The following is a 13106-nucleotide window of genomic DNA, read 5'->3' as shown; positions in this document are numbered from 1 at the left end:
TATGAACTATCAAGTGGAGGTTGATTTTGCACCCATTTATGAATGTGTAAGCAGTCTGTCCGCTTTTATGGGTAAACAAAATCATTCAGCTCTCGATGCTGGAAAACTGTGGATTCGTGATGTACAGGATCAATTTGCACCAGCCAAGCTGCAAAACATGAGAGATACGATGAAAGCTACAGACAACTTCAGTCTTGCACCATACATATGGCATTGCCCTGGGGATCGCTCGGTTCAAGGATTTTTGGATTGGCTTGAAGGTTTGTCTTCGGGACAATTGTATGATATCGCTGCCGGCTTGAAATTGTCTGTACCCTCTAATCTGCCCGATCTTCGCAGCCGGACATCTGAAGCCATCCGGGAATGGAATGAACACTACTTTAAAAACATCAATCCAGCTATTATCGAAGGTCTCTCGCACGAGGCGAAGACTAGACGTGCCCGTATACAGGGAGGAAATGACCAAGAGGTCTATGAACAAGCTACACAGGGTATGCGAATCTATCCTAACGGTGTGCTGAACAAGGTAATTCTTATTCCTCAATACCATGCGAGTCCATTTGTCACCTCAGCGATCTTTGACGAGATCATCTTCACCAGTTACTCGTGTGACATTCTTCCCACCGAACCGGGAAGACCCAACCCTGGATTACTGCGTCTAACCCGAGCACTATCGGATGAAACTAGATTGTTCATTTTACGACTACTGGCTGGTAAGCAATTGACGTTTACTGAGATTGTACGCGAGGTAGGACTATCGAAGAGCACAATACATTACCATCTCATTGCCCTGCGAGCAGCCGGACTAATTATCGTACATTATGACCACAAGAACACGGAATATAGCCTGCGCTTGGAAGCTCTGAACAACCTCTCACAGCAGATTGGAGCTTATATTGGAAGCTGAATTCAGGCAACTTCCTCTGTACAAATGGCTTGATTCTACCCTGCGGAGGAATCTATATGCTTAAACGAAGTTATTATGGTTTATTAGCTACAGTTACACTCAGTTCTCTCGGTGATGTGTTCGGTCTGCTGGCTATGGAATGGCTGGTCTATGAGTTAACTGCCTCGAAGCTTGCTATGGGGGCTATGGCACTCAGTTTCAGCATTCCCGAGGTGACTTTCAGGCTGCTTGGATCGCCCTTATCCGACCGTCTGCATCGTGGAAAGTTTATGGCTGGATTAGCCTCAGTAAGGCTTCTGGCTCTTTTGCTTCCACTTAGTATGGGGATTACAGGACAATTGCAACTCTGGCATCTGTTCGTTGCCGCAGCACTCAGTGGAGCCTGCTCCGCTCTATTTATGCCCACAGCCATGGCTGTTGTACCGGGTGTCGCTGGTGAACATAAATTGTTACGGGCATTTGCAGTCATTGATGGTTGTCGTAACGCCGCTGCTTTGCTCGGGCCAGCCATCGCCGGAGCGCTAACGGCTGCTGCTGGTGCGTTGCCTACGCTTGGTATCAACGCTATATGTTACCTTGCAGCCATTACTGCCCTGCTCTATCTGCCCACTATGCAGAAACCAGCAGCATCACAAGTCACCTTCTCACTTCAAGCTTATCTTCGAGATATTGGAGAAGGCTTCTCATTCTATCGGAGATTCCCAGCGATGCTCTCGATCATGATGATGGTTTCCATCAGCAACATGTCATCCGTTGCCATCTGGACGATGATGATTCCTTTTGTAAGCGAAGTGCTACACCGAGATGCTGCCGCTATGGGAACACTGACTACTGCTTCTGCATTTGGCACACTCCTAGGGCTAGCCGTTATCTCATGGATCGGTGAGATTAAGAAAAGACGAACCGTCATGCTGTGTAGCTTAGCTGTCATTGGGCTTTGTAATGCCTTATTAGGATTATTTCCGAGTTACCCATTTGCACTTATTGCCTTATGTGCCGCAGGAGTAGCGGGTCCCTTCTTCGGTTCTCTCAGTTCTTCGTTACACGGGACACTTGTACCTAGCTCCATGCAAGGCCGGGTCAATTCTATTCGTTTCTTAATTGGTGGTGGACTTCAACCCGTAGGAGCTTTTGCAGGTGCGGCCGTAGCCGAATTGTATGGTCTACCCTTCTTATTTGTATCTCTCGGACTTCTTCCTTTCATCTGCTCTATAGCTGCTATATATCTTCCAAATCTGAAACAATTGAACGGTGATCTCTCTGCTCTACAGCATAAATCTTTGAATTAAATTCGTATAACAAGGCGATAAACACATTAAAAACACTTAAATGTTTCCTTCCAAGGACGACGCTTTAAGTGTTTTGGTGTTTCAAAGTGTTGCAATCCGAGAGTTCTAATCATCGTCCTCTTCCTCTAAACATAGCTCCAAAAAAGCAAATAATCCCGGAGCCTCAACTGAACGTTTACCCCAATCATGCCAGAAATACAGAACCTGTCCCACATTTCCCGAAGATGCAGGATCCGTGTCCAGACATAGATAATCTCCCCCACCATTCTCGGCAATAGGAACCCATTTGGCGTTCCAGAGCAATGGTTTAATCGCATCATCAATGTCAGGTTCCAACTCATCGGGTTCGAATTCATCCTGAAGAAAAGCCCAATTCTCCTTCACTTGCGCAAGAGGGGTTAGCGTTAGGTTTCGGACAAAAGCAGCACCGCCGATGTCCCATATCTGTCCATCATGGATTCGGTATAATGCCTTCATCTCTTCTGGCAATATCACACCCAACTCATTCTCTACAGAACGAAAATCTGCCTCTGTCGCTCCCGGCTGGAGATGAAGTGCCACTTCAAAGCCTGGATCAACACTTGTCCCTTTGGCAATGATACGTTGCCACAATTGTTCAGCCTGCCTACTCATTCCACACCTCATCCTCCTTATGAATGGGTCACCTCTGCTTGAGATGCAAAGGCTACACTTCTCGTTTCTCCTCTGGCGTATATATAATTCGCTGATAATCCATGTCCCGGCTATCCATATCGCCCAAGTACATCCGTTGATGCTCGGGTACCCGTTCATATTTTTCCTTCATCACAGCTCGGTTGAATTCACTCGGATCTTCCAGATACATGTGGTATGCATATCGACATGCCTCAAACGTGGTCTGTTCTCCCGTCAATTTCTTATACATATCCAGTAGTTCCTTGTATTTATCCTCAACATTCTCGGCATATTGCTCTTCTGAGAACGTCACTTCGCCCAGATCCAGTATCCGAATAGCTACCGGGCGATCTATCGTCGTAAAGAAGGTTCCATCCCGAAACCACGTTGCCAATTCATCTATAGCCATCTCGACATACTCGGGCAACTGATAGATCGCCACTTTACCATTCTCATATACCACCAGATGAACCAGGTAATGTTGTCCTTCATATTTCATGAAAATAGAGAAGCCATCGCCCTGAATCGTCTCATAGAACAGTTCCTGCACTACTGCAAAATCAACCGCTTGAGGCGAATATGATACTCTTCTATTTTCCCTCTGTTGTTGGAGACGTGGTGTGACTTCGAATATATTACGAAATTCAGGATTGAGCGCTCTGATCTTACGCTCGATATGTTCATAATAACTGCTATTGTTATGTGTCCAGTCCGCTTGCTCCACTCGGTAAGCACCCAATCCATGAATGGAGATCGTCTCTCCAGCAGGTACATCAGGGCCTAACCAATACGACTCGATTTTCTGCTTCAGCTCTTTCAGATCGCATAGTTCCCAGCAATTGATCATGCCGTCTTCATAGATTTGCAGGGGTATGAGAAAATGCTGTCCGCCATTATGTATGATGCCAGGTGTTGTTGTGCCTTCAATCTGTTTTGTTCTCCTAATACTCTGCACTTAAAGTACCTCACTTTCATCATCTTCACGTTCCCATATCCTACAACTGTACAATAAGAGAAACGAAAACACGAGAGAACTTCCGCCCATCTTGCTACGCAATTGGACTCATCCTTTATGTAAACTTTCAAAAAAAATATGCACATAAAAGCATTGCCCAGACAGATTCAGCTCTATCTTGGACAATGCTCCTATGATCACCAACTTACAATATTAGGAGAGATGCTGCTCTTCCGATTACATCTCTTGCAGTATACCTTTGACAAGCCCTGTGAACGTTGTTTTTACTTTGGCAGCAACTTCAATGACTTCTTCATGATTAAGCGGCTGATCTAGAATACCGCAGGCCATATTCGTGAGACAAGAAATGCCCAACACTTTCATGCCCCCATGAACCGCAATAACAGCTTCAGGCACAGTCGACATCCCTACTGCATCTGCACCCATTGTACGAATCATGCGAATCTCCGCTGGTGTCTCATAAGCCGGTCCACTCCACCAAGCATAGACTCCTTGCTGCAAGCTAACCTTCTGCTCATCTGCGACACGAAGTGCAATGCTGCGCAGCTCTGGATTGTATACCTGGGACAAGTCTGGGAAACGTGTGCCCAGTTCTGGATTGTTTGGCCCCATCAGTGGATTGTTACCCACCAGGTTAATATGATCTGTAATGATCATAAGCTGACCGGGTTCAAAGCTTGTATTGATCGCGCCACAAGCATTGGTAATAATCAATTGCTCTACACCTAATGCTTTCATCATACGTACCGGGAACGTCACTTCCTCCAGTGTAAAGCCTTCATAGTAATGAAGACGTCCTTTCATCGCAACAACCGTTTTGCCCATCAGCTCTCCGATCACCAATTCGTTGGCATGACCCACAGCCTCGGACTTAGCAAAGTATGGGATTTCACTATATGGAATAACCGTTGCGTTCTGAATTTCGTCTGCGAGAGCGCCAAGTCCTGAACCCAGTATCATACCTACCGTTGGCTTGGAGCTGGTTCTGCTTAATATGTAATCTCTAGCTTCTTGAATATGTTCAGTTTGATGCATGGATGGATTCCTCCTGATGATAATAATTTACGTAAACAAGTTACGATACCTCAAGTGTAATCAACTACAGAGTTGATGTAAATGGAAGCTCGCAAAGTAACCTCCCCGTGACACTTGTACTAATCCATTTAGAGTTTGCACCCCGACTTCAATGCTTGGAAATATTCCTGCAAGAGTTCATCGAAGTCAACTTCATTCCGGTCATTCTTCTCCACATACTTCCACAAGATCAGTTCTTCCGTCTCGATATTCAAGACCTCATATTCCATCTGTCTCGATTCCCAGACAGTCACTTGGCCCATAGCAAGTCTCGACTCATGTCTGAATCCTGTGGAAGGATCATGTATGAGCCGTTCATCTACATTATCCTTTTGAACCTGTTCCGTCCTAATCTGCTCGGATTGCAGCGTAACTGCTCGACGCTTAACCCATTGTTCGAAACGATGTCGAAGCAAGTGACAACACACCTCCTTCGGATGCAAAATATCGACCTATATATGCTCGGTCACCTTCGTTTATTTTACTCCACATAGATCGTCTCTTCCTGATCTCGGTTCCACCGAATATGAACGGGGATCGGAAGCGTCTCAGATTCATAATCATTCGAATCCCTCTTAAATGAAATTTCCTTATAAGGAGCATTAAGCTTCTCCATCGAACCACTCGGTGAAATCACTTGTCCAGCAAACTGATAATGAACATTTCTCGGCTGATCTTCTTCCCCTAGATATCGGATTACGAAGCTTATAGGGCCATTCTTATTTTCACTACTAATGTTCACGTTCCAATCCGCACTTTCTCCATGAAGCGATAGCTTATCACTAGAGCATCCTACCAACAAGAGCAACATCATTAGGATAGGCAAAATTCTTCTTCTCATAAATCGTTTCCTCCTGAGCTGTGAAAGGATAATCATTCATATAAATTTTACCATATTATCCATGTATGAGACACACTCACTACCCTTTTGTTCCAAATTGCATGAGCTGTCTTCGTCCATGAATCAATACAGAAACGACATAAGCTCAAAAAAACCGGTCATCCCATGACCGGTTTCATTCTACTATTCTTTTGCTACTGCTTCTTCAAATTACCTGCATATACACGTTAACGCTCCACTATTCCTTAACGCCTCCAAGCTGTAATCCATGAACAAAATACTTCTGCAAGAATGGATACACCACCAAGATTGGCAAAGCTGCTACGATTGTAATGGCCGCGCGAATCGATACAGGTGTAACCATATTCCGAGCTGCCCCGAGATCTGCTCCGTTAGCAACAGCAGCACTGCTATTGGAATTCATTGACGAGGATAACAGCTTCATTAGTTCGTATTGCAGCGTGCTCAGATTCTGCTTGGATGATGCATACAAGAACGTATCAAACCATGAGTTCCATTGACCCACTGCGATGAACAACGCCACCGTAGCAAGTACAGGCTGACATAACGGCAAAATAATTGAGATAAACGTTCTGAAATCACCGGCTCCATCAATCTTAGCGGATTCAATTAGTCCTTCCGGCAGTGTCTGAATATACGTCCGAATCACGATCATGTTAAATGCACTGATCAAACCCGGAATAATATACACTAGGAAGTTGTTGAGCAAATGCAGATCCTTGATTAGGAAGTAGGTTGGAATCAGACCTGCACTGAAATACATCGTCAGTACAACAATAATCGTAATTGGTTTACGCAGGATATAATCTCTGCGACTTAGAGTGTAAGCGAGCATAGAGGTCAGAAATAAGCTGATCACCGTGCCTAGCACGGTTCTCGCAACCGAGATGCCGAAGGCCTGGAAGATGGTTCCCCCAGCAAATACGGCTCGATAATTCTGAGCTGTCCACTCCCGCGGCCATAGATAGATGCCTCCACGGATCGTGTCATTACCTGCATTGAACGATATGGCAAGGGTGTTCAGAAACGGATACAGGGTCACGACTGCAATAAAGATCATCAGTGCGCCGTTTAACGTATGGAAGACAATCGGCTCAAGCCGAGACTTGTTTATTCCCATCGATATGTCCTCCTCATATTAATCGATCCTCACCGAAGCGTTTGGAAAGCGAGTTAGCTGCAAAGATCAGTGTGATACTGACAATGGTTTTGAATATACCTGCAGCGGTTGCGAGTGAATAGTTACCGATCTGCAAGCCGTATTTCAGAACGAAGATATCTATGGTCTGAGACCAGTCCACAACGACCCCATTACCCAGTAAGTACTGTACTTCGAAGCCTGCTTCCAGAATCCATCCCATGTTCATGATCAGCAAGATAATGACGATGGACTTGATTCCAGGCAGTGTGACATACAGCATTTTCTGATAGCGATTCGCTCCATCAATCTCTGCTGCTTCGTAGAGCGAAGGGTCAATGGATGTAATAGCTGCCAGATAAATAATGGCGTTCCAACCGACCTCTTTCCACACATGGGAAGCGCCGACAATGCCCCAGAAGTATTCCGGTACACTAAGCCACATAATCGGTTCGTCAATGAATCCCAGCTTCATCAACACAACATTGACAATCCCGCCGTCTACCGATAACGAACTCGCTACAATGCCCGTAACGATGATCCAGGATAGAAAATGGGGCAGATACGAGATCGTTTGAATTGTCCGTTTGTAGAGCTTGTTTTTGATCTCATTGAGTAGCACCGCAAATAAAATAGCTGTCACAAATCCAAGTATCATATTGATTAAGCTCATTGCGATGGTATTGCGAAGCACGTTCAGAAACGCGTCGTCCGTAAGCAGAAACTTGAAGTGCTTAAGTCCGACCCACTCCTGCTGCGCGAAGCTCTTCGCTGGACTGTAATTCTGAAAAGCCATGACCCAGCCCCAGATCGGATAGTACGAAAATACTAGAATATACGCGACGATCGGTAGAGACATAAACATGAGCTGTTTCTGGCTACGTAAACGCTTGAACATAGACGTCTTGGCAGCAACGGTTGGAGCTGATTGATTCTGTATGGCTCTAGGCGTGTTCGCCATCCTTCACTCCTCCTATTAGGCTACAGCGATTAGCAAGAGACCCCGGAAGGTACGGTTTGCGTAATGCATGCTCCTGCATGCCATTCACACCTTCCGGAAGACTCTAATTCACTTTTTCTATTTTTCCACGGTCCAGTTCTGAATCCGCCATTGCAATTGCTCGTTAATTCGGTCTTCATAAGCCTTCACATCGATTTTCTTGTATGCATCCTCATATTCGCTCCATACGGAATCGAACTCATCTGCTTTGGACATGATCGCTCTAGGCAAGAACTTAAGAGAAGTATCCGTCATTTGCTTGTTCGCAACCGAAGCATCTGAACCTTCCTGCAGATCGACCTGCCATGCTGGATAATACACTGGGTTCTCAGGTGCAGGAGAGAAGAAATCACTCCATGTTTTGTAACCGTAAGCATCCAACAACTCTTTATCCTCTGGCTTCAAGCCGTCATAGAACTCCTCTGGTTGATTCGTTGCTCCGATCGCATTCCCATCTTCAAAGGTTCCTTCCATTTTCGGCGCTGCACCGTAGAAGCCTTCTGCTTTGTTAGCCAGTCTCCAAGCTGGGTCTTCCTGCTGTGTACGCTGCTCTGGTGTACGATAGAATCGACCTTCTTCGTTCACCATGTAATCCACGCCTTCTTCACCCCAGGACAGCAGCTTCTGATACTTCTCATCCATGAGCGCATCAAGGAACTTGAGGATGGCTACCGGATCTTTGGCATCTTTACTAATACCGAAACCATTATTCAAGTTAATGACCGGACGATCTAAATAGTGATCCTTAATGCTTGTATCGTATACAAGCGGTAAGCCGACATACGTTTGACTGATTTTACCCTGAGCTACGAGTGGGTCTTCACCCTGCTGGAAATTCCAGTGCTGATCAAACATGCCAATCACGCGTCCTGAAGAGATTTTGGCCAAGTATTGGTCATAGTTCTGTACAAAAGCTTCCTTATCAAGCAAACCATCGTTATAAAGACTGTTCAGCTCTTTATAATAACGTTTGGAAATATCCTTATCTGCGAATACACTTGCCACGCCGTTGTCATCTACGACAACACCGCCATCATTCGGGTGACCCGTCAGATGCTCTGGTGGATTAAGCAACGGGAACGTTCTCCAGTCGGATGCAAGTGTGGTGAATCCAATGGTCGGCTGACCATCCTCCGTTGTTGGGTGCTTCGCAGCATAATCACGAATCAGCTTCATATATTCATCTAGCGTCTTAGGTGTTGGATATCCGGCTTCTTTCAGAACCGCCTTTTGAATCCAGAAGGCAGGACCAGAATAGTAGTTACTAATGAATTCACCGGTATAAACGCCATAGTTTGGTAACCAATAAATATGTCCGTCGCTGGAATCTTTCATTCGCTCCCAATCTTTAGCGTAATGCTTCTTCAGGTTAGGTGCATGCTCCTCAATCAGTTCTTCCAGTGGAATAACGGCACCAGCCGCAACCAATTTCGTATCTGCTGTGATCAGATCGGGGAAATCTCCACCTGCAATCATAACCCCCAATTTTTGCTGAAGATCACCGACTAGGAATTCCATGTTCAGCTTAACGCCAAGCTCTTCTTCGATTTGTTTGTATATCCGATTATCCTGAGCCGGCGCCTGGTTAGGTGTACCAATAAAAGCCGAGATGTTCAAAACTTCCTTGCCGTCCACCGTTGTTGTCTTGGCTTCCTCACCGCTGCAACCTACCAGCGCTAGGCTGATTGCCAGAACGAGTGAAACGGATCCCCATAATTTTTTCCTCTTCAAGACCCCCATGTATTGCCCCTCCTTGGAAGTTGGATTGCTTACAGGTCTTATTATGATGAAATGTATGCGTTTCCAAAATAGTTAAATTTAAGGTCCTTCCCCCCTTAATTTCAGATGTTCATGATGTACAAGTCATCATTATTACTCTCAAAGCGTAGATTGCAGCCTATATTCTGCTGGTTTCATACCCACCCTTTTCTCAAATTGTTTCAGAAAATGTTGATAGCTTCGATAACCTACTTGTTCCGCAATCATATACAATGCCTGGTCGGTCTCTCGAAGCTGTTGCTTCGCTTCCTCCATTCGCAGATCATGCACAACATCCAGCACCCCTTTGCCATACTTACGCATAAAGGATTGCCCCAGATGAACCGGATGAATATAGAATCGCTCGGCGAGCTCTTTAATCGTGAAGGTTTCCTTGTAATGATTGTGGACGTATTCCGCTACCATAGCCTGGGTTCCACCCACACGTCGTTCTCGCAGCGTCCCGATCTCCGATTGGCATTTGAGGCAGAATGCTTCTAGCATTCTGGCTGTCTCCTCTATGTTCTGATAACGCCGTTCATGGAGATGGAGAGCTGAATCTTGCATCAATGTATTCGGTTCTCCGCCCAGTTCCTTGAAGAGGGAAAGTCCGCGAAACATAATCTGAGTTGCAAAAATATGAACTAGCTCTGGTGCAGCCATTTGATCTTTAAATGTATCGAACGCTCGCCAGACAGACGTCGATAATTCTGCCCCGGAACCGTTTTCGATTAGCTCCATAATGAGGTCTGCTTCCATTAACGTATCTGGATCAAACGGCAAATGCTGTTCATTCATGTCCTCTGCGTACAGGAGCCGTGTATCATCAAAAAATAAAAAGCGTCCTGCTTCTACGGCAGCACGGTAAGAGATCGTTAATTCTTGTACTTGGCTGACAGGACAGCCTACAGCTATTTGCACCCGACTTGCTACCGCCTGCTGATCTAGAACGTTCAGGAGCCGCTCTGCAAATTGCCGTAAGTCTTGATCCGAACTGGTAGAAGCGTTGCTACAGTCACCCCAGACAATGCCATAAGGACTCCATTCGGCATCCAGCAGGTACCCGCAATGCTCATCATCCATAAATTGTTGGATCGCCTGTATGGCACTTGCACTATCGCCTTGAATCATCACTATCAAGTAGGCCCACGTATGTGCTTTAGCAGACAACTCATGCACGACCCAATCTATCTCATCCCCAAGTTCTGCCTGATCTTGGTTCATGACTAACGTAAGTAAAGCTTGCTTCGTTCGCTGATTATAAGCCTGATTCAACATTAACTCGCGCGTTTCCCGGTGCACCAATTCTTCTCTCAGCCGTTGCAGCACATCATCCGCTTCGGACTCGATCACCGGTTTGGTCAAATAATGGGATACCCCGAGTCGTATCGCCTGTCTGGCATAATTGAAGTCACTATATCCACTCGTAATGACAAACAATATTGAGCGATGACCTAGCCGGCGGGCTTCTTCAATGAGTTCCAGCCCATTCATGACCGGCATTCGAATATCGGTTACGACCAAGTCAGGCTGCTCACGGGAAATGGCATCAATAGCATCCTCCCCGTTGGCACATATCCCACCGACTTCGAATCCATGCTTCTCCCAGTCAATTAACAGTTGTAGTCCCTCTATCGCAAACGGTTCATCATCCACAAGAAGAACCTTATACATGTTCATTCCTCCTATCCCTTCGTTTCCATAATTGAGAATGGAATAAGAAAGCCTGCTTCCGTTCCTTCGTCTAGTCCACTACGAATGTTGAATATAGCAGCTCCCTCATAAAAAAGCTCAAGCCGTCGGTAGACGTTACGAATACCCACGTGACCATCCATCACACGATCAGAACGCACATCCCTCATAAGCTGATTCAGTTTCCCCTCATCCATGCCCACTCCATTGTCGATCACTCGGATATCCAAACCAGATTTCGTCAGTCTAGCCGTTACCCGAATCAGTCGACCATCCTTCCGAGCCTGTAACCCGTGCTTGCATGCATTTTCAACCAGGGGCTGAATGCTCATGCGTGGAATCCGCAGTGAAGCCGCTTCAGGATCGATCTCAAATGTATAGTTGAACAGATCACCAAACCGAAACTTCTCAATCTGCAAATAGAGGGACGTGAATTGCAGCTCTTCCTGCAAGGGGACAAGGTTATCCGATCTGCTGAGCAATTGCCGCATTAACAACGATAAGCTTTTTATAATTTCAGTAACTTCTGTATAACCATTCTTCGTACTGACAACGAGTAGTGCATTTAATGTATTGAACAAAAAATGGGGATTCATCTGACTTTGAAGCATCGATAATTCCGTTCGAACTCGATCTAGCTCTAGATCCTTTTGTCTGATTTCTAATTTGTAGACATCATTGATGAGAGAATGAATTTTGCCAACCATCATATTGAACGTACGGATCAATCCACCGATCTCATCCCGACCCTCTTGAATTTCAATCACATCAAAACGATCATTGCGCACTCTCTTCATATGTTTGGACAGCTTCTGAATGCGATAATGATAAGAGCGAAGAATAATATAGATCAGCACAGAAGGGATAATCGTGCTAATTAATGCGAGCCATAAAATCGAGTTACGTGCTTCTGCTAATAACTGATCCAGATGATCTGTGTTGGCGATCCCTATTAATTTCCAGTCCTTCAGATAATCAAGGTTACCTAATGTTTGCTCTAATCGATATCTAGAGTTCCCCTCAACTGTCGATGAAGACGAACTTTGGATTGCATCCTGATGAGACTGATCGCTGGACACCACAATACGATTATTCTCATCAACTAGACGAAGCTGCAGACTATTCGTTTCTCGATTCAAAATACTGTACACTCGACTGAGCTGCAGATCGATTTTTGAATATTTGGCATAAGTTGAATAGGACGTATATGTATCCATTTTGCCAATGACACTAATGCGTCTACCTGGATTAAACCCCGCAGCCTCGTCATAATCCACGACCATAATTCCACCTTTGGTTTCCTTCAAGCGCTCCAATCCTAGAACATCTTGCTCTCCTTGCCCAATCACCGCGTAATGACTGCCCGTCTGAATGGTATCGTTATCTGTTAAGATGCGAACCTCCAGAATGTTGGCCGACATATATCGAGTCAACTTGCCACGTAGAAATCCATCATATTGATTATAATACTCAACGGGCGAGTCATACGTCTGATCGAGCGCCTGATATAAGGTGTCATCGGCTGCAATAATCCGGCTCAAGGCTACACTCTCATCAATCATGCCCAGCAGTTCTCCTGCCGCCCGCTCTATTGATTTGCGTAAGTTTTCTTCTTCTCGTATCTTGATATCTGAAGAGGTTCGCTGATAGAAGAATACATTAATGATTATGACCGGCAGAAGAATGCTGAAGATATAGATCAGCAGTAGCTTGGATCGAAGAGGAATATCATTGACCTTGTGAAACATCCATCTAT

12 protein-coding genes are annotated in these 13106 nt (G+C 45.4%); 2 read left to right on the top strand and 10 right to left on the bottom strand.

Annotated features, from left to right (window positions below):
- The first annotated feature begins 1 nt into the window (after window position 1).
- Window positions 2–907 carry an ArsR/SmtB family transcription factor gene (locus tag J2T19_RS12805; protein ID WP_307216223.1) on the top strand — a complete coding sequence of 302 codons (906 nt, stop codon included), beginning with the start codon at window positions 2–4 and terminating at the stop codon, window positions 905–907.
- Between the two features lie 56 nt (window positions 908–963).
- Complete coding sequence (locus tag J2T19_RS12800; RefSeq protein ID WP_307216221.1) at window positions 964–2196, top strand: MFS transporter; 1233 nt, start codon at window positions 964–966, stop codon at window positions 2194–2196.
- Between the two features lie 105 nt (window positions 2197–2301).
- Here the strand turns inward: J2T19_RS12800 and J2T19_RS12795 are convergent, their stop codons facing one another.
- The 10 genes from J2T19_RS12795 to J2T19_RS12750 form a co-directional block, all read right to left on the bottom strand.
- Complete coding sequence (locus J2T19_RS12795; protein WP_307216219.1) at window positions 2302–2829, bottom strand: SMI1/KNR4 family protein; 528 nt, start codon at window positions 2827–2829, stop codon at window positions 2302–2304.
- 52 nt (window positions 2830–2881) lie between these two features.
- A complete protein-coding gene (locus tag J2T19_RS12790) occupies window positions 2882–3805 on the bottom strand; it encodes a DUF7638 domain-containing protein (protein ID WP_307216217.1) in 924 nt (307 codons plus the stop codon).
- Between the two features lie 237 nt (window positions 3806–4042).
- On the bottom strand, window positions 4043–4861 hold the full coding sequence (locus tag J2T19_RS12785; RefSeq protein WP_307216215.1) for a purine-nucleoside phosphorylase: 819 nt from the start codon (window positions 4859–4861) through the stop codon (window positions 4043–4045).
- 128 nt (window positions 4862–4989) lie between these two features.
- On the bottom strand, window positions 4990–5316 hold the full coding sequence (locus J2T19_RS12780) for an immunity protein TriTu family protein (RefSeq protein ID WP_307216213.1): 327 nt from the start codon (window positions 5314–5316) through the stop codon (window positions 4990–4992).
- A 65-nt stretch (window positions 5317–5381) separates the two neighbouring features.
- Complete coding sequence (locus J2T19_RS12775) at window positions 5382–5741, bottom strand: hypothetical protein (protein ID WP_307216211.1); 360 nt, start codon at window positions 5739–5741, stop codon at window positions 5382–5384.
- Window positions 5742–5979: 238 nt separating this feature from the next.
- Window positions 5980–6882, bottom strand: coding sequence for a carbohydrate ABC transporter permease (locus tag J2T19_RS12770; protein ID WP_307216209.1), 903 nt, complete (start codon window positions 6880–6882; stop codon window positions 5980–5982).
- 13 nt (window positions 6883–6895) lie between these two features.
- A complete protein-coding gene (locus J2T19_RS12765) occupies window positions 6896–7798 on the bottom strand; it encodes an ABC transporter permease (RefSeq protein WP_307216520.1) in 903 nt (300 codons plus the stop codon).
- Window positions 7799–7978: 180 nt separating this feature from the next.
- Window positions 7979–9640 (bottom strand): ABC transporter substrate-binding protein, encoded by a 1662-nt coding sequence (locus J2T19_RS12760; RefSeq protein ID WP_307216207.1) that lies wholly within the window; start codon window positions 9638–9640, stop codon window positions 7979–7981.
- 138 nt (window positions 9641–9778) lie between these two features.
- The gene (locus J2T19_RS12755) at window positions 9779–11332 is read right to left on the bottom strand and encodes a response regulator (RefSeq protein ID WP_307216205.1); all 1554 of its coding nucleotides are present in this window, start codon (window positions 11330–11332) and stop codon (window positions 9779–9781) included.
- Window positions 11333–11343: 11 nt separating this feature from the next.
- On the bottom strand, window positions 11344–13098 hold the full coding sequence (locus J2T19_RS12750; RefSeq protein WP_370874875.1) for a sensor histidine kinase: 1755 nt from the start codon (window positions 13096–13098) through the stop codon (window positions 11344–11346).
- Window positions 13099–13106: the final 8 nt, after the last annotated feature.

This window comes from Paenibacillus tundrae (genome assembly GCF_030812775.1).
Classification (GTDB): Bacteria; Bacillota; Bacilli; order Paenibacillales; family Paenibacillaceae; genus Paenibacillus; species Paenibacillus tundrae_A.
Note: the sequence above shows the minus strand (reverse complement) of the source record. Positions and strands in the feature narration are given on the sequence as shown.